The 17,197-nt window shown below is 71.6% G+C and carries 15 protein-coding genes and 1 riboswitch; of the genes, 7 read left to right on the top strand and 8 right to left on the bottom strand.

Annotated elements, in window-relative coordinates:
* Nucleotides 1–3: 3 nt before the first annotated feature.
* From cobJ to cobG, 4 genes are read right to left on the bottom strand one after another with little or no spacing between them, the layout of a single operon-like run.
* On the bottom strand, nucleotides 4–1,713 hold the full coding sequence (cobJ, locus tag AC5LXK_RS08725; RefSeq protein WP_493388492.1) for a precorrin-3B C(17)-methyltransferase: 1,710 nt from the start codon (nucleotides 1,711–1,713) through the stop codon (nucleotides 4–6).
* Nucleotides 1,710–2,444, bottom strand: coding sequence for a precorrin-2 C(20)-methyltransferase (locus tag AC5LXK_RS08730; protein WP_493388493.1), 735 nt, complete (start codon nucleotides 2,442–2,444; stop codon nucleotides 1,710–1,712). The genes cobJ and AC5LXK_RS08730 overlap by 4 nt, the downstream gene beginning before the upstream one ends.
* Nucleotides 2,441–3,067: a precorrin-8X methylmutase gene (locus AC5LXK_RS08735; RefSeq protein WP_493388494.1), complete on the bottom strand. Its 627-nt coding sequence runs from the start codon at nucleotides 3,065–3,067 to the stop codon at nucleotides 2,441–2,443. Before AC5LXK_RS08735 ends, AC5LXK_RS08730 begins: the two co-directional genes overlap by 4 nt.
* Nucleotides 3,060–4,412: a precorrin-3B synthase gene (gene cobG, locus AC5LXK_RS08740; protein WP_493391205.1), complete on the bottom strand. Its 1,353-nt coding sequence runs from the start codon at nucleotides 4,410–4,412 to the stop codon at nucleotides 3,060–3,062. Before cobG ends, AC5LXK_RS08735 begins: the two co-directional genes overlap by 8 nt.
* A 107-nt stretch (nucleotides 4,413–4,519) precedes the next feature.
* Nucleotides 4,520–4,710: riboswitch (cobalamin riboswitch) on the bottom strand.
* A gap of 143 nt (nucleotides 4,711–4,853) precedes the next feature.
* On the opposite strand from cobG, the gene AC5LXK_RS08745 reads away from it, so the two are divergent.
* The 5 genes from AC5LXK_RS08745 (at nucleotide 4,854) to cobM (ending at nucleotide 9,127) form a co-directional block, all read left to right on the top strand.
* Nucleotides 4,854–5,153 carry a hypothetical protein gene (locus AC5LXK_RS08745; protein WP_493388495.1) on the top strand — a complete coding sequence of 100 codons (300 nt, stop codon included), beginning with the start codon at nucleotides 4,854–4,856 and terminating at the stop codon, nucleotides 5,151–5,153.
* 123 nt (nucleotides 5,154–5,276) lie between these two features.
* The gene (gene cbiE, locus AC5LXK_RS08750) at nucleotides 5,277–6,539 is read left to right on the top strand and encodes a precorrin-6y C5,15-methyltransferase (decarboxylating) subunit CbiE (RefSeq protein WP_493388496.1); all 1,263 of its coding nucleotides are present in this window, start codon (nucleotides 5,277–5,279) and stop codon (nucleotides 6,537–6,539) included.
* Nucleotides 6,539–7,627: a cobalt-precorrin-5B (C(1))-methyltransferase gene (locus AC5LXK_RS08755; RefSeq protein ID WP_493388497.1), complete on the top strand. Its 1,089-nt coding sequence runs from the start codon at nucleotides 6,539–6,541 to the stop codon at nucleotides 7,625–7,627. The genes cbiE and AC5LXK_RS08755 overlap by 1 nt, the downstream gene beginning before the upstream one ends.
* On the top strand, nucleotides 7,624–8,355 hold the full coding sequence (locus AC5LXK_RS08760) for a cobalt-precorrin-6A reductase (RefSeq protein ID WP_493388498.1): 732 nt from the start codon (nucleotides 7,624–7,626) through the stop codon (nucleotides 8,353–8,355). Before AC5LXK_RS08755 ends, AC5LXK_RS08760 begins: the two co-directional genes overlap by 4 nt.
* A gap of 43 nt (nucleotides 8,356–8,398) precedes the next feature.
* Nucleotides 8,399–9,127 (top strand): precorrin-4 C(11)-methyltransferase, encoded by a 729-nt coding sequence (gene cobM / locus AC5LXK_RS08765; protein WP_493388499.1) that lies wholly within the window; start codon nucleotides 8,399–8,401, stop codon nucleotides 9,125–9,127.
* A gap of 30 nt (nucleotides 9,128–9,157) precedes the next feature.
* Here cobM and AC5LXK_RS08770 read toward each other — a convergent pair whose 3' ends face one another.
* On the bottom strand, nucleotides 9,158–10,336 hold the full coding sequence (locus AC5LXK_RS08770; protein ID WP_493388500.1) for an MFS transporter: 1,179 nt from the start codon (nucleotides 10,334–10,336) through the stop codon (nucleotides 9,158–9,160).
* Between the two features lie 129 nt (nucleotides 10,337–10,465).
* On the opposite strand from AC5LXK_RS08770, the gene AC5LXK_RS08775 reads away from it, so the two are divergent.
* Complete coding sequence (locus AC5LXK_RS08775; RefSeq protein ID WP_493388501.1) at nucleotides 10,466–10,981, top strand: MarR family winged helix-turn-helix transcriptional regulator; 516 nt, start codon at nucleotides 10,466–10,468, stop codon at nucleotides 10,979–10,981.
* A gap of 119 nt (nucleotides 10,982–11,100) precedes the next feature.
* Here AC5LXK_RS08775 and AC5LXK_RS08780 read toward each other — a convergent pair whose 3' ends face one another.
* The 3 genes from AC5LXK_RS08780 to AC5LXK_RS08790 all read right to left on the bottom strand — a co-directional run bounded on the left by AC5LXK_RS08780 (nucleotide 11,101) and on the right by AC5LXK_RS08790 (nucleotide 16,016).
* On the bottom strand, nucleotides 11,101–11,805 hold the full coding sequence (locus AC5LXK_RS08780; RefSeq protein WP_493388502.1) for a glutathione S-transferase N-terminal domain-containing protein: 705 nt from the start codon (nucleotides 11,803–11,805) through the stop codon (nucleotides 11,101–11,103).
* A 173-nt stretch (nucleotides 11,806–11,978) separates the two neighbouring features.
* Complete coding sequence (locus tag AC5LXK_RS08785) at nucleotides 11,979–13,103, bottom strand: porin (protein ID WP_493388503.1); 1,125 nt, start codon at nucleotides 13,101–13,103, stop codon at nucleotides 11,979–11,981.
* Nucleotides 13,104–13,331: 228 nt separating this feature from the next.
* Complete coding sequence (locus AC5LXK_RS08790; RefSeq protein WP_493388504.1) at nucleotides 13,332–16,016, bottom strand: winged helix-turn-helix domain-containing protein; 2,685 nt, start codon at nucleotides 16,014–16,016, stop codon at nucleotides 13,332–13,334.
* 242 nt (nucleotides 16,017–16,258) lie between these two features.
* On the opposite strand from AC5LXK_RS08790, the gene AC5LXK_RS08795 reads away from it, so the two are divergent.
* Nucleotides 16,259–17,191 carry a universal stress protein gene (locus tag AC5LXK_RS08795; RefSeq protein WP_493388505.1) on the top strand — a complete coding sequence of 311 codons (933 nt, stop codon included), beginning with the start codon at nucleotides 16,259–16,261 and terminating at the stop codon, nucleotides 17,189–17,191.
* Nucleotides 17,192–17,197 lie beyond the last annotated feature (6 nt).

Consider the following 17,197-nt stretch of genomic DNA (forward strand, 5'->3'; position numbering starts at 1 on the left):
GCTTCAGCGATACCAGCGCGGCGTATAGACCCACTCGCGTGCGGTGCCGATCGAGAAGCGGCGCGTGGTCGACGAGCCGACGATCACCATCGTGCGCATGTCGACCTGGTCGCTGCGCAGCGCACCGAGCGTCGTCGTCGCGAGCGCCGCGCCCGGCCGGCCGATGTCGCGGCCGAGCACGACCACCGTATCGGCCGCGCGGTGCGTACGGACGATATCGAGCGCCCGGTCGAGCTGCCACGGCCGCGCGCGCGAGATCGGGTTGTAGAACGCCATCACGAAATCGGCCTGTGCCGCGTGCCGCAGACGCGTTTCGATCACGTCCCACGGCTTCAGGTTGTCCGACAGCGAGATCGCGCAGAAGTCGTGGCCGAGCGGTGCGCCGGCCTGCGCGGCCGTGGCGAGCGACGCAGAAATGCCGGGCTCCACGCGCAGGTCGACCGCGGCCCATTGCGGGTCGCGCGCTTCGTCGAGCGCCTCGAGCACGGCCGCGGCCATCGCGAACACGCCCGGGTCGCCCGACGACACGACCGCGACGCGCCGGCCCTCGGCCGCGAGTTCGAACGCATGGCGCGCGCGCTGCATTTCCTCGCGATTGTCGGTGCCGTGCACGCGCTGGTCGTCGCGGAACGGGCCGGCCATCGTCACGTAGGTCGTGTAGCCGAGGATGTCGGTCGCGTCCGCGAGTGCGGTACGCGCAGCCGGCGTGAGCCACGCGGCGGCGCCCGGGCCGAGGCCGAGCACCGTCAGGCGGCCGCGTGCGCGGCCGAGCGTGGCGGGATCGACCGGATGCGACGCCACCGCGCACGCAAGGCCGTTCGATGCGTCATGCAGCGTGTGTGTGACGCGCAACGCGCGGCCGAGCAGCGCGGGTGCATCGGCGGGTGCATCGTGGCCAACATCGACGAAACGCAGCGGCACGTCGAGCGAATATGCGGCTTCTTCCAGCGCGGCTTCGCCGATCGACGATGCTGGCGCGACGATGGCCGCGAGCGCCAGCCGAGCCAGGCCGTGCGCGGCGAGCGTCGCTTCGATGCGCGCGGCAAGTGCTTGGCCTGCATGCACGGCATCCGCGGCGACACCGATCACCACGCTGCGCGGATGGATCACCAGTTCGTCGCGCGTGCCGCTCCACGCATCGGGCGTCACGCGGATCGCATGCGCGGCCGCGTCGTCACGCGGCAGCGCGACATCGTCGAGCCACGACGCGGCGCCGTCCACGCGTGTCGATGCTCCCGCGAGCAGGTCGGACACGAAGCGCTTGCCCTGCGCGAGATCGGCCAGCGCATAGCCTTCGGGCGGATTGAGCACGCATGCGCCGAAGCGCAGTTCGCCGCTCGTCGTGATCGCCGGCGCGACGCCGACGCACTCGGCGATTTCGCGCGCGAACACGTTGACGCCCGTCAGCCCGCCGAGCAGCGGCACGACGGCCGAGCCGTCTTCCGCGACCGCGAGCACCGGCGGCTCGACGCCCTTGTCGGCAAGCGTCGGCGCGAGGCAGCGGATCACGATGCCGGCCGCGCACAGTGCGACGATCGGCAGGCCGCGCGCATAGAGTTCGCGCAGGTGCGCGCCGAGTTCGTCGAACGGCACGTCGGCATCGACGCGCGAGGCCAGGCCGTGCACGCTCGCGCCCGGATAGCGCGCCTGAATGCGTCGCGCCGTGGCCAGCGCGCCCGCACCGAGAATCACGATCGCGGGCGGGGTCGTCATCCTTGCCATTTTTCCCCCGGCACGACGAGCAGCGAGAAATACGGCGACGCCATCGGATCGACCTCGTCGAGCGGCACGATGCGCTGGTTCGCCATCGTCGCGCGCTCGACGTACAGCGCACGCTTCGCGAGCCCGAGTTCGTCGAGCACGCGCCGCACCTTGTCGAAATTGCGGCCGAGCTTCATCACGACGGCCGCGTCGGCCCGTGCGAGCCGCTCGCGCAGCTCGTGCTCGGGCAATACGCCCGACAGCACCGACAGGCTCTGGTTGCGATAGACGAGCGGCTGGCCGAGAACGGCCGTGCCGCCGAGCATGGCGCACACGCCCGGGATGACCTCGGTGTCGTAGCGCGGCGCAAGGCGGTCGTGCAGGTACATGTACGAGCCGTAGAAGAACGGGTCGCCTTCGCAGATCACCGCGACGTCGCGGCCGGCATCGAGGTGCGCGGCAACGATCTCGGCGGCCGTGTCGTAGAAATCGGCGATCACGGTCTCGTAGCAAAGCGGCGGCGGCAATGCCTCGGTCGTGACCGGATAGACGAGCGGCAACTGCGTCTGCGTGTCGAGCAGATGCGCTTCGACGATGCCGTACGCGTTGCCTTTCTTGCCCTTCGCGACGAAATACGCGACGACAGGCGCCGCCTGCAGCACGCGCAGCGCCTTGATCGTCATCAGTTCCGGATCGCCGGGACCGACGCCGACCCCGAACAACCGTCCGCGCGCGGTCGTCATTCGACCTCCGTCGCCAGCGCGTTGACCGCGGCGGCAGCCATCGCGCTGCCGCCGCGCCGGCCGAGCAGCGCGACGTACGGCACGCCGCGGCTGTCGGCGTCGAGCATCGCCTTCGATTCGGCCGCGCCGATGAAGCCGACCGGGAAACCGAGGATCAGGGCGGGACGCGGCGCGCCGGCGTCGATCATGTCGAGCAGGTGGAACAGCGCGGTCGGCGCATTGCCGATCACGACGACGCTGCCCGCGAGATGCGGACGCCACAGTTCGAGCGCGGCGGCCGAACGCGTGTTGCCGAGGTGTCGTGCGAGATCGGGCACTTCGGGCTCGCCGAGCGTGCAGATCACGCGGTTGGCCGCAGGCAGCCGCGCGCGCGTGATGCCTTCGGCGACCATCCGCGCATCGCACAGGATCGGTGCGCCGGCCGCGAGTGCCGTGCGGCCCGCCGTGCCGGCGCCGGCCGAGAAGCGCAGGTCGTACACGACGTCGATCATCCCGCACGCATGGATCACGCGCACCGCGAGTTTCTCGAGGTCGGGCGGAACCTGCGACAGGTCGGCCTCGGCGCGGATCGTCGCGAACGACTGGCGGTAGATTTCCTGCCCGTCGCGAATGTAGTCAAGCATCGGTGGTGTCCTGGCTGTGCCGTGCACCCGTCAAACGGGCCGCGGCCTGGTCAATCGTCAGATGGCGCGCGAGCGGGGCGCCGAGGCCCGCGGCCGCGTCGCGCCGGTAAAGGTCGTAATGCGCGGGCGCCACCGCGACGAGCGTGTGCGTCGCGGGGTGTGGCAGCGCGCAATGGCGTTCGCACCCGGTCAGGTGCACATCGACCGGCTGGCCGATGCGCTTGGCGAGCATAAGCGCGTCGTGCTTCGTATCGGCGCGCGCTTTCGCGCAGCCGGTGCTGCCGGCGCACGCGACGAGCATCGCGAGCGGGTCCGACGACGTGCAGACGAGGCCGAGTGACGCGAGTGCGTCGAGCGTCGCCGGTACGCGCGCATGCAGCACGCCGTGGAGAAACACGCCTTGCCACGGCGTCATCGACAGCGTGCCGTCGCCGTCGGTGTCGGCCAGCGCGGCAAGCCGTTCCAGTTGCATAGCGTCGAGCCGCCCGAGCACGAATTGCGCGCCGACGCTGCAGCGCGCCGCATCGAGCGACGCCCGCGCGCCGAAACGCAGTGCCGGGTCGGTGCGCACGCGTCGCCAGCCGGCGAGCGCGGGATCGGCCGTGAGAGGAAAGGGCAGGTAGTGCTGCGCGCGGTCGAGCAACGTGCGCTCGTCGCACGTCGCCAGCAACGCGCGCATCCGCGTGACATCGGCCGGCGCGAGATCGAGGAACGCGAGCAGCAATGCGCGGACCAGCGCGACACACGCTTCGGGCGACACGTCGACGGAAGCCGGCCGATCGCCGTGCGAGACCGGCGGGCAACCGGCCAGCCCGGCCGCGATGCGTACGACGCCGTCGTCGCGACGCCGCGCGGCCAGCCAGATGTCGTGCGGATGATCGAGCGCCGCGAGCGCTTCACCGCCGTCGAGCTGGATCGAGAATTTCGGCGACAGCTCGCCGCGGCGCGGCTCGCGCGCCAGCATGTCGAGCAGCGGCGCGGCCAGCGCGCGGCTGTCGACGAGGGCGGCGGGATCGTGCCCGGCGAGCGGGCTGAGCATGAGATTGCGGACGTCGTCGCTCGCGGCAAGCGCGGCCACGTCGGTGGTGGCGTCGACATGCGGGCCGAGCCCCGCGTCGAGCAACGCCTGCGTCAGCGCGTCGGTCGCGCCGTCGCGAATGCCGCGCAGCTGGAGATTCGCGCGATTGGTCGCGTCGATCGCGCCGGAGCCGCACGCATGCGCGGCCGCGGCGATCGCGCGTGCCTGCCGCGCGTCGAGCCTGCCGCCCGGCAGCTTGATCCGGCACAGCCCGCCGTCGGCAGCCGCGACCACGCGCACGAGCCCCGGGCAGGCCGACGGGCGCACGACGGGCGAGGCAGGAATCGAATCGGGGGCGGAACTCAACGGGATACCGGGACAGTGTCGCGCAGCGGCCAACGCATCGGTACACCCCGCCCGACGCCGACTGGCACGCACGCACTTTCAGGCCGGCAGGTCTCCTGGCTGACAGGTCGGCACCGGCTCCCGGCCTTCCCGGTGAAACCAGTGGCATGAGGGGGAGCTCGGCTCGCTGTCTACAGTTGCGGGGGCAGCCACAGCGGCGCGCGGCGCGCCCTGTGTTCCCTCTTCGGCCCCGAAGGGCACCGGCGAACGAACGGCCGTAGGATACCCGATTTCGGCCCCGGGCCGGCATCGGCGATTTGCGCTGCAACCGTGTCGCAGCATGGCTGTGGCGGCCTGCGCACGGCCGCGCGAATGGTACGATTGGCGGCTCGGCATTCGATCGGCGACAGGCCGGCAACCTCGATGATGAAACTCGGCAGGACGGAGCTGTTCGGCATGGGGATTGCACTGGCCTTGCTGGCCATCCCCGCATGGATGCTGCTGTCCAGCGTGCTGATTCCGTTTGCGTCGTCTGCGGAGTGGCCCAAGAATGTCGGGCTTGCCGGCCTCGGCGTGCCGATCGTGGCAGGCGGAACCTGGCTGTTCAGGCGGGGCGGCATGCGGCCGCTCGTGTGGCTGCTGCTCGGCTGGCTGCTGGTCGCATCGATTGCCGGCATGTATCTGACCTTGCTGAACGCTCTCGGCGGCATGCCGCGCGGCTGACATCGCTGCGGCCGTCCGCGTCCGGACAGGCAGTGTCGACGGCATTCAACGTATCAGCGCGCGGCGGCACGACGCCCGCGCATCGCAACACATGGCAGGGAATCGAACGATGGGGAAGGGTGCATGACGGCGTGGCTGACGGTAGTGGGTATCGGCGACGACGGTTACGCGGGGCTCGGACGCAGCGCGCGGCGCGCGCTGCTCGACGCGACGCTCGTGGTCGGCGCGAAACGGCATCTCGACATGCTGCCCGCACGGCTGCGTGCCGCGCGCGACGCATGGCCGTCGCCGTTCGACCTCGCGGGCGTGCTCGCGCGCCGCGGCTCGCCCGTGTGCGTGCTCGCCAGCGGCGACCCGATGCTGTTCGGCGTCGGCGCGACGCTCGCGCGCCAGTTGTCCCCCGACGAATGGCGCGTGCTGCCCGCACCGTCGTCGCTGTCGCTTGCGGCCGCGCGCCTCGGCTGGGCGCTGCAGGATGTCGGCGCGGTGTCGCTCGTCGGGCGTCCGCTCGCGACGCTCGCACGCCACCTGTTGCCGGGCCGGCGCCTGTTCGTGCTGAGCGCCGACGGCCGCACGCCGGCCGCCGTCGCGGCCGAACTCGCTGCCCGCGGCTTCGGGCCGACGCGCATCAGCGTGTTCGAACATCTGGGCGGCCCGCTCGAGCGGCGCATCGACGGCCTCGCACAGGACTGGCACGTCGACGAAACCGCCGCGCTCAATCTCGTCGCGCTCGACTGCCGGGCCGGCCCCGACGCACCGCGCCGCGCGCTCACGCCCGGCCTGCCCGACGATGCGTACCGCCACGACGGGCAGCTCACGAAGCGCGACTTGCGCGCGATGACGCTCGGGCGCCTCGCGCCCGCACCCGGCGAGCTGCTGTGGGACGTCGGCGCCGGCAGCGGCTCGATCGGCATCGAATGGATGCGGGCGCATCCGTCCTGCCAGGCGATCGCGATCGAAGCGCATGCGGAACGGCAGCGCTTCATCGAACACAACCGCGATGCGCTCGGCGTACCGGGCCTGCAACTGGTGGCCGGCCGTGCGCCCGATGCGCTCGCAGGGCTCGCCGCACCGGACGCGATCTTCATCGGCGGCGGGGCGACGGCATCCGGTGTGCTCGACACGTGCTGGGCGTCGCTGAAGCCCGGCGGCCGGCTCGTCGCGAACGCGGTCACGCTGCAAGGCGAAATGGCGCTCGCCGCGTGGCGCGACAGGCATGGCGGCACACTCACGCGCGTATCGCTCGCGCATGCGGAGCCGCTCGGGCGCTTCGACACGTGGCGCCAGCCGCTGCCGGTCACGCTGTACGAGGTGCGCAAGCCCGACGCGGCCGGCCCGGCCGAAACGGCCGGCGAGTCGAACCCGGCGAACCCGACGGACGCGTGATGCGCGACGAAACCCCCGAACAGCCCGCGCCGCTACGCTTCGGCTATACGACCGGCAGCTGCGCGACCGCGACGTCGCTCGCGGCGGCACGGTTGCTGCTCGAGGGCCACGCGGACGATGCAGTCGAGATCGTGCTGCCGAAGGGGCAGCGCGTGATGATGCGGCTCGAGTTCTGCCGCATCACGGCCGACGGCGCGGAAGCCGGCACGCTCAAGGATGCCGGCGACGATCCGGACGTCACGCACGGCGCGCTGATCTTTGCGCGCGTCGCGCTCGCGGCGGCGCCAGGCGTGCGCTTTCATGCGGGGCCGGGCGTCGGCACGGTCACGCGCGCGGGGCTGACGCTGCCGGTCGGCGAACCGGCGATCAACCCGGTGCCGCGCCGGATGATGACCACGCACCTGGAAGCGCTCGCGGCCGAGCATGGCTACACGGGCGGCTTCGACGTGACGATCGGCGTCGAAGGCGGCGAAGCGCTCGCGCTGAAGACGATGAATCCGCGCCTCGGTATCGTCGGCGGGCTGTCGATCCTCGGCACGACCGGCATCGTGCGGCCGTTCTCGTGTTCGGCCTATATCGCGTCGATTCATCAGGGCATCGACGTCGCGCGCGCCAACGGCATCGTGCATATCGCCGCCTGCACGGGCAACGCAAGCGAGGACGCCATGCGCGCGCACTACCACCTGCCCGACATGGCGCTGATCGAAATGGGCGATTTCGCGGGCGCGGTGCTCAAGCACCTGCGGCGCGCGCCGGTCGCGCGGCTGTCGATGTGCGGCGGCTTCGGCAAGCTGAGCAAGCTCGCGGCCGGCCACCTCGACCTGCACAGCCGCCATTCGAGCATCGACCTGCCGCTGCTCGCGCAGTGGGCGGCCGAAGCCGGTGCGAGCGATGCGCTGCAGGCCGCGATGCGCGCCGCGAACACGAGCCAGGAAGCGCTGAAGCTCGCGCAGGCCGACGGCGTGCCGCTCGGCAATCTCGTCTGCGCGCATGCGCTGCGGGTGGCGCGTGACGTCGTGCCGCCGTCGGTCGCCGTCGAGATGTTCGCGATCGACCGGCAGGGCCGGATCGTCGGGGAGGCACGATGAGCGCGCGCATCCTGCTGCTCGGCGGCACCGGCGACGCGCTGAAGATCGCGCGCGCGCTCGGCCCGCATCACATCTATAGCCTGGCCGGGCTCGGCAAGACTCCCGACGACCTGCACTGCGACGTGCGCGTCGGCGGGTTCGGCGGTGCCGCCGGGCTGGCCGCCTATCTGCGCAGCGCCGGCATCGGCCTCGTGATCGACGCGACGCATCCGTATGCCGCGCAGATCAGCGCGAACGCGGCGGCCGCCACGCGCGAGGCGGGCGTGCCGCTATGGGCGCTGCGTCGCGCACCCTGGGCGCCGCAACCGGGCGACGACTGGCGGATGGTCGACGACTGGGCCGGCATCGAGGCCGCACTCGCGCCGTTCAGGCGGCCACTGTTCACGCTCGGCCGCGAACCGCTCGCGCATCTCGATGCGATCCCGTCGCACCAGTTCTGGCTCGTGCGCTGCCTCGACGCGCATCCCGGCAACGCGCGTGCGCAGATCGTCGCCGCACGCGGCCCGTTCACGCCCGACGGCGAACGCGCGCTGTTCGCGCTGGCGGGCATCGACGTCGTCGTCAGCAAGAACAGCGGCGGGGCGGCCACCGAGGCCAAGCTCGACGTCGCGCGCGAACGCAGGCTGCCGGTCGTGATGCTGCGCCGGCCGTCGCTGCCCGATGCCGACCGCGCATTCGACTCGGTCGCGGCCCTGCTCGACGCACTCGATCCGGCCGCGCACGCATGACCCGGCGCCACGGCTCATCCAACGAATTGACGGAGAATTTTCGATGACGGTGTATTTCATCGGCGCGGGCCCCGGCGACCCGGAGCTGATCACGGTGAAGGGCCAGCGCCTCGTGCGCACGTGCCCGGTGATCCTGTATGCGGGCTCGCTGGTGCCGGCCGCCGTGCTCGACGGCCATGGCGCGGAACAGGTCGTCAACACGGCCGAGCTCGACCTCGATGCGATCGTCGCGCTGCTCGCGGCAGCGCACGCGAAAGGGCAGGACGTCGCGCGCGTGCATTCGGGCGACCCGTCGCTGTACGGTGCGATCGGCGAGCAGATCCGCCGCTTGAAGGCACTCGGGATTCCGTATGAAATCGTGCCGGGCGTGACGGCCGCGGCTGCCTGCGCGGCGACGCTCGGCGTCGAGCTGACGCTGCCCGGCGTCGCACAGACGGTGATCCTCACGCGCTTCGCAGGCAAGACGACGATGCCGGAAGGCGAAGCGCTCGGCTCGCTCGCCGCGCACCGCGCGACGCTCGCGGTCCATCTCGGCGTGCGCCATCTCGCGCGCATCGTCGACGAAGTGCTGCCGCATTACGGTGCCGATTGCCCGGTCGCGGTGGTCTATCGCGCGAGCTGGCCCGACGAGGAGCGCGTGACCGGCACGCTCGCCGACATCGTCGACAAGGTGCAGGGCACGCAGATCGAGCGCACCGCGTTGATCCTGATCGGGCGCGTGCTCGATGCCGAAGGGTTCGCGGATTCGACGCTGTACGCGAGCGCGGGCTGATCCCGCCGGCGTCACCGGCACACGGGCCGGTCAGGCCCGAGCCGCTTGCCGCGCCCGCATCGGCGCAAACCCCGCCGCCAGCGCGAACAGCACGACACACAGGCACGCCATCGCGATCCATGCGGGTGTCAGGTCCGCGAGATGCTGGCGCACGAGCCCGGCCGCGAACGGGAACAGGCCGGCGATCAAATAGCCGATCCCCTGCACGAACCCCGTCAGCGATGCGGCATCGGCCGGCGTCGCCGCATGGTCGACCGTGACGATCAACGACAGCGGAAACAGCGCGCCGATCCCCGCGCCGAGCAGCAGCGCGGCCGGCAACGCAAGCGCTTCGGGCGCGGCCAGCATCACCAGCAACCCGACGAACAGCGACGCGATCGCCGCATGCAGCGCGGGCCGGCGATCGGGCAGGCGATCGATCGTCGCGGAGATCGTCAGCCCCGCGACGACCTCCGCGAGCGTCACGCCGCCGAGCAGGCTGCCGGCTGCCGTCGGCGACCAGCCGAGCCGCATGTAGTACGGCGGCAGCCAGGCGAGCACCAACGTGTATGCGCCCGTCGCGACCCCGAAGAACAGCGCGAGCCGCCACGCGCGCGGCGAGCGCGACGGCTGTGCATGCGACGACGACGCCGGCCCGGCGGCACGCGCGTCGCCGCCGCGGCTCGCCAGCGGCCAGACCAGTGCGGCCACCGCGGCCGGCAGCGCCCAGCCCGCAAGCGCGGCGAGCCAGCCCCAGCGCGCTGCGGCGAACGGCGCGACGACGCTCGCGAGCACCGCGCCGCCCATGATCGACGTCGAATAGACGCCCATCGCGCCGCCGATGTGCGTCGCGAAATGGGCCTTCACGAAACCGGGCAGCAGCGCCTGCACCATCGCGATTCCGATGCCCGCGCAGCAGGCGCTCGCAAGCAACAGCCACGCGTGCTGCGCGCCGATGCGCGACAGGCAGGCCAGCCCGATCAGCGCGACGCCGAGCCACACACCGCCCGCGATCCCGGTGATGCGCTGCAGGCGCCGCGCACTCAGCGCGCCGAGCCCCATCAGCAGGATCGGAATCGTCGTCAGCAGGCTGGCCGCACCGTCGTCGATGCCGGTCGCGCGCTGGATCATGTCGAGCAGCGGACCGACCGCGGCGAGCGCCGGCCGCAGGTTCAGCCCGACGAGCACGATGGCGGCCAGCCGCCATCCGGGGGAAGTGAAGCGATTCATCGCAAGGCCCTCGATATCGGTGCGCGGCTGCCCGCGAGGCGCCACGCGTTTTCAGGTAAAGTATCTCGACATCAAGATAAATGCTGATTTATCTCGACGTCAAGATAACTGGTGAGCCGAGGAGGGTTAATGGATCGAGCAGCGCACGCGCTCGCGCAATGGCGCGCCGAGCGTCCGGATCTCGACGCATCGTCGATGGTGGTGATGGGGCGGTTGCAGGAAGCCGCGCTCGTGATCGCGCGCGACCGTCTCAATCCGCTGTTCGCTCGCTACGGGATGCAGCCGGGCGAATTCGACGTGCTCGCGACGCTGCGGCGCGGCGGTGCGCCGTTCGCGCTGACGCCGACCGCGCTGTACGACGCGCTGATGATGTCGTCGGGCGGGATGACCGCGCGCATCGACCGGCTGCAGAAGGCCGGCTGGGTCGAGCGCCGGCCGAACCCGGCGGACGGGCGCGGCACGCTCGTCGCGCTGACGGAACCTGGCCGCGCGCTGATCGACGACGCGGTCGTCGCGCACATCGACAACCAGCGCGCGCTGCTGGCCGCGCTGTCGGAGGCGGAACAGGCGCAGTTGTCGCAACTGCTGGGCAAGCTGCTGGCGGGGCTGGACGGCGGTGCGCCGGAGGGGCCGGACGGAAAGTAGCCGCGCCGGACGCGCGATACGCATGTTTCGCGCGGGCAAAAAAATGCCCGCCGCGCAATGCGGCGGGCTTGGGGCAGGCCGCGGGCCGCATACGGCGTGCCCGCGCTGCCGCCGGTCGCTCAGCCGCGTGCCGGAATGTTGAGCCCGCGTGCGACGGCCGGGCGCGCGACGAATGCGTCAAGCACGCGCGCCACGTTGCGGAATTCGCTGAAGTCGACGAGATCGCCCGCTTCGTAGAAACCGATCAGGTTGCGCACCCACGGGAAGATCGCGATATCGGCGATCGTGTAGGTATCGCCCATCACCCACTGACGGTTCGCGAGATGCGCGTCGAGCACGCCGAGCAGGCGCTTCGATTCGGCGACGTAGCGGTCGCGCGGACGCTTGTCCTCGTAGTCGCGGCCGGCGAACTTGTGGAAGAAGCCGAGCTGGCCGAACATCGGCCCGATCCCGCCCATCTGGAACATCACCCACTGGATCGTCTCGTAGCGGCCCGCGAGATCCTTCGGGATCAGCTGGCCCGTCTTGTCCGCGAGATAGATCAGGATCGCGCCCGATTCGAACAGCGGCAGCGGTTGGCCATCGGGGCCGTTGGGGTCGATGATCGCCGGGATCTTGTTGTTCGGGTTCAGCGACAGGAATTCGGGCGACAGCTGGTCGTTCGTGTCGAAGCGCACGAGGTGCGGCTCGTACGGCAGGCCGGTTTCCTCGAGCATGATCGACACCTTGACGCCGTTCGGCGTCGGCAGCGAGTAGAGCTGGAGACGGTCGGGATGCTGGGCCGGCCACTTTTGCGTGATCGGAAAGGCGGACAGATCGGGCATGAAGGTTCGCTCGTCGAAGTGAATGGTCCGCGCTCCGCCCGTGCCGCCGCGCTCACGCACGATCCGTGGCGCGGCGGCGGGCCGGAGCGCGCCGAAAACGCCCACTGTAGCCGATCCCCGGAATCGATGCAGGCGCCGGCCGCGTGCCGCCGGCGCCGCACCGCCCGACACCGTCAGAAGTTGTGCCGCAACCCGACCATCGCGGCCGTCGTGCCGACGCCGGGCGCAACCGGCTGCCCGTACACGAGCATCTGGTCCATCGTGCCGCGGTTGTTCACGTGGCCGACCTGCGCATAGACCATCGTCCGCTTGGACAGGCTGTAGTCGGCCGCGAGCACGACCGCCGTCGACCGGTTTTCCGAACGGTTGCGATCCTTCAGGTAATACACGGCGGACGTGACCTGCAGCGCGGGCGTGAAGTGATAGCCGACCCCGGCCGACAGCATGTCGAGGTTCACCTGGTCCGCATGCGACGGATTCCTGCCGTTGCCGTACGACGCCGATACCGAGAAATCGCGGATCGTGTATTTCGCGCCGACGTAGACGAAGCGGTTGTTGTCGACGCCGGTCGGCGCGACGCCCGGCGCCGGATTCGTGTCGTGACCGTTGTAGTAGACGGCCGACGCGTTGAGCCCGTAGTTCGCATACCTGAGCACGACGGATTCGCGCGTGCCGCCCTGGAATTGCCCGGCGACGCCGCCCGGCGCGTATTCGAGCGCGATCGACGCGCCCGCGAACGTCGGCGACTGGTAGACGAGCGCATTGCTGTCGTACAGCGCGCCGATCGCGCCGTTGGTGCTCGTGCCCGGCCAGCCGGCGGCGGTGTTCAGGCCGAGCCACGCGGTCAGCACGCTGCCGAAGAACTGCGCGTTGCGCACGTCGGTGTCGGCCATCGCGTAGATCATCGGCACGATCTGGCGGCCGGCCGTGACCGAGCCGAACGGGCCCGACACGCCGAGCGACGCGACCTGGTTGAAGATCGCGACGGCGCCCGGCGTGTCGCTCAGCTGCAGCTTGCCGGTGCCGCTGTCGAACGAACCCTGCAGCTTGAAGTTGACCTTGTAGCCGCCGCCGATGTCCTCGCTGCCCCGGATGCCCCAGAAGCTCGAATAGATGCCGCCGTCCTTCATGCGGAACACCTTGCCGGTATTCGGCGCGCTCGGGCTGAACGACGCGGCCGACGTGCTCTGGTACAGCAGGCCCGAGTCGATTACGCCGTAGAGCGTGACGGAGGATTGCGCGTGCGCCAGTGTCGAGCAGGCGGCAAGCACCGCGAGCGCGGCCAGTTTCGTCTTCATGAAGTCTCCAGGATTGTCGTGGGCCGGACGGGATCGAGCCCGTCCGGGTCAAGCGGGGAACCATCGAGGCAGGCGGGAAGGCGCGACATGGGGCGCCGGTGCGAGCCGTGCGGAAAGACTACGCAACGGCGGGCGGCCGCTCCCCCCCATGCGCGGGGGGCAGGGTTGCGGAGAATCGAACGCGGGAAGGGCGGCTACGCTGCCAGGGGAGAGAAATTCACGCCGGCATCAAGGCGCGTTTTCGAGCAGCCCGAGCACCAGTGCGCGGCGCACCGCATGCTTGCGCGAGCTGGCGTCGAGCTTGCCGAACAGGTTCTTCAGGTGCCATTTCACGGTTTCCTCGCCGACGGCGAGTGCGACCGCGATCTCCTTGTTCGACAGGTTGCGCGCGAGCAGCTCGAGGATCGCGCGCTCCTTCGGCGTCAGCACGACGCTCGGCACCGCGCGCGGGCTCGCCGCGCCGCGCGGCGCGGGCGGCACGATGCGCGGCTGCGGCAGCGCGTGCCGCGCGGGACCGTCGCCTGAAGCGGCTTCGTCGCCGACCCGGCGCGCCCAGTCGGCGACGGCCGGATGCGCGTCGGCGAGCGTGCGCGTGAGCCCGAACATGTCGGCTAGGGTCATCGCCTCGTCGAGCAGCACGCGGCCGCCGTGCCCCGACTGTTCGAGCGCGAACGCGCTGAGCGCCATGATCTCGATGCGCTCGCGCCCCATGCTCATTTCGCGCGCCAGCACGGCCGCCTCGTCGAGCGCGGCGCTCGCATCGTCCCAGCGGCGCGCGGCGAGCGCCGCGCCTGCGTGCGCGGTCGCCTGCAGCAGTACGACGGGGCGCCGCCACAGCGGCCCGTGTGCCGGAAACTCGGCCGCGGCGATCGCGTCGATCCGCTCGACCAGTGCATGGCAGGTCGCCTCGCGATAACGCGCCGCGTGAATGCGTACCTGTTCGGCAAGGCTCGCGACCGACAGGCGCGGCAGCCGGCGTGCGCCCCCCATCGCGTCGAGCGCCTCGAGCAGGTCGATCGCACGGTGCTCGACGCCGCGCAGCAGCGCGATGCGCGCGGCCGTGCGATAGCCGAGCAGCACGGTGTCGGGCGTACCCGCGTGTTCGAGCACGTCGAGCCGGTTCGCGAGCAGCGCGGCCGCCTGGTCGACCCGGTCGGCCTCGTAGGCGATCGCCGCGCACATCGCCGCAAGCATGCAGGTCAGCGGATGGCGGCGGCCGAGATCCGCTTCCGCGCGTGCCAGCGCCGGCGACAGCACCTCGTCCGCGAGCCGGATCTGGCCTTCGCGCAGGTAGCTCAGGCCGGCGATCAGCTCGCCCCAGCGCGCGACGTAACCGAACCCGGCGGCCGTTTCGCCGCGCGGCGCGGCCTGCTGGAAACGGCGTGCCTGCGCCGGCTCGCCGACGATGATCGAGCGTGCCGACAGCCGGTTCGCGTGCATTTGCGCGAGCCACGTCGCCGCCGGCGGCGTGAAGTCGGCCCACGGTTCGAACAGCTCGACGAACCGGTCGATTTCGTCTGCGTAATACGCGGCCGCGCTGAGGATCAGCGCGCATTCGTAGCGCATCGCGGCCGGTGTGCCGCCATCCGCGAGGATGCCCGCGATCTGGCGCTGCGCCTCGACGTGGCGCTCGCCGAGCGCCAGCGCCCACGCGACGGCGACCCGCAGCGTCGGGCGCTTGTCGAGTTCCGCGTCGGGCAGCCGCGCGAGCCAGTCGAGCACGTCGTTGATGCGGCCCTGCTTGATCGCGTCTTCGAGGCAGCGCTGCGCGAGCGCGTACGCGGTCTCGACCTGACCGGCCGCATACGCGTGACGCGCGGCTTCCTCGGTCATCCCGTGCGCGTCGAGCCACGCAGCCGCGCGTGCATGCAGCGCGTTGCGCTCGGCGTCCGGGCTTGCGGCCAGGCGGTCGCGCAGCGTGTCGCGCACGAGCGGATGCAGCCGGCACCAGTCCGAATCGTCCGATGCGATGAACAACGGCGTGTCGCGCGCAAGCCGCGCGAGACGGTCGGGCGCGTGCGCGTCGTCGAGCAGCGCCGCGCACAGCGACGGATGCAGGCGGTCGGCGACGCTCGTGCGCGTCAGGAACGCGGTGTCGTCGGCCGACAGGTTCGCGAGCAGCAGCTCGACGAGCCGGTCGCGCGTGCCGTCCACGCGTGCGGCGAGCGCGTCGACCGCCTGGCGCGGATCGGCCGAGCGCGCCATCGCGAGCTGCAGCCCGAGCGGCCAGCCGTCGACGCGCTCGAACAGTCGCGCGCACGCATCGGCGTCCACCCGTTGCGCGAAGCGCGCGCCGACCAGCGCGATCGTCTCGTCGAGCGTGAAACGCAGCCAGTCGGGGCCCGCGAGCGTGCATTGCCCGCCGGCGAGCAGGTCGCCGGCCGCGTGATCGAGCCCGCGTCGCGCGGCGACGACCACATGCAGGTTCTGCGGCGCGTTGTGCAGGACGTAGGTCAGCGCATCGAGGCCGGCGGCCGGCAGCCGTTCGGCATCGTCGACGATCAGCAGCGCGTCGATCGACAGTTGCGCGACTTCGGCCAGCCACGCGGTCAGCCCGTCCAGCGCGCGCGCCGCACCGCCCGGGATCAGCCGCCCGAAGCCGGGCCGCGCGCAGCCGGTACGCACTGCCTGCACGAGCCCCTGCAGCAGCCGCGGCGCGTCGTCGCGCTCGTCGGTCGACAGCCACACGACCGCGCGGCCCAGCGCGAGCGCTTCGCGGCGCCATTGCGCGAGCAGCGACGTCTTGCCGTAACCGGCCGGCGCCTGCACGAGCGTGACCGGCCGGCCGTCGAATGCCGGCGCGGCAAGGCTCAGCCGCGCGCGGGCGAGCAACTGCGCCGGCACGCGCGGCGCGGTCGTCTTCAGGACCAGTTCGGTGGGGGGCGCGTCGGCGCGATCGGGTGGGTGGGCCATCGGGGCAGCAGTCGGAGTCAGGCGGGGCCGTGCGGGCCAGCGTCCGGGGTGGGCGTGGGGGGAAGGATCGGCCGAACCGCGCTCGCGCGTCAATCCCCCCCGCGACGAGTGGGGCCGCTCCGGCGCCGCACCGTTAGCATGGATTCCACACATGACGAACGCCGCGAGGAGGGCACCCATGAAGATCGTATCGACCGGCGCGCGGCGCAGCGCGCCGACCGCCGGATAAGCGGAGCGGCACGATGTATCGCCACCTGCTCGTGACGGTCGACGGCGCCCCCGGCGGCATCGACGCGATCGGCCATGCGCTCGAACTGGCGCACGCGGTCGGCGCGCGAGTCACGTTCGCCCTGCCTGCCGCCGCGCCGGACTCGCGTTTATCCGGAGCGCGGCTGCCGGAACACGGTGCGAAAGTGGAAGCCGCCGCGCGGGCGCAGGGCCTGTCCCATGCGATCGCGGGGGCCGGCCATCCGGCGGCCGGCGATCCGGGGGGCGGCAACGCGTCGCCCGGCGTGCTTGCCAGCGAACTCGGTTGCGACCTGATCGCCGTCGCGGCGCTGCCACCCGATGCCGACGCGGCGGCTTGCACGCAACGGCTGCACCTGCTCGCGACGAGCGGCGTACCGGTGCTTGTCTGCACGTTGCACCGGACGCCGGCCGAGGCACGCGTGATCGCGCGTTGTCTCGATGCGCACCGCATGGTCGGCGTGCTGCTGCAGGTGCTGATGGCGTCCGGTGATACCGGGAACGGGCCGCAGCGGCAGACGGTCGACATGCAGCGCGTGCTGGCCTCGCTCGCCGCACTGCAGTGCGCGCGTTTCGGCACCGCTGCCGAAGCCCGGCTCTTTGCGGCATTACGCGTTCGCGCGGAGTGTGTCGCGGCCGAACTGGACGAACTCGACCGCCAGCGGCAGCGCGACGCGCAAGCGCTCGACGCGCTCGCCCGGATCGTCGCAGACGGGTTGCCGTCGGCCGCATTCGACACCGCGCTGGCCCGCTATGCGCACGGCGCGTTCGAGCAGATGGGGCGGATGGAAGGCGTGATTTTCCCGGCCGCGCGGCGCTACCTGGCCGACGCCGACTGGCGCGAACTGGACGAACCGCCGGCGGACGACGCAACCGCGACGCCGCCGGCCGCGAACGAACCCGACGATGCGCGCCGCGCATCGGACTGACGACAT

This window comes from Burkholderia pulmonis, from assembly GCF_984667975.1.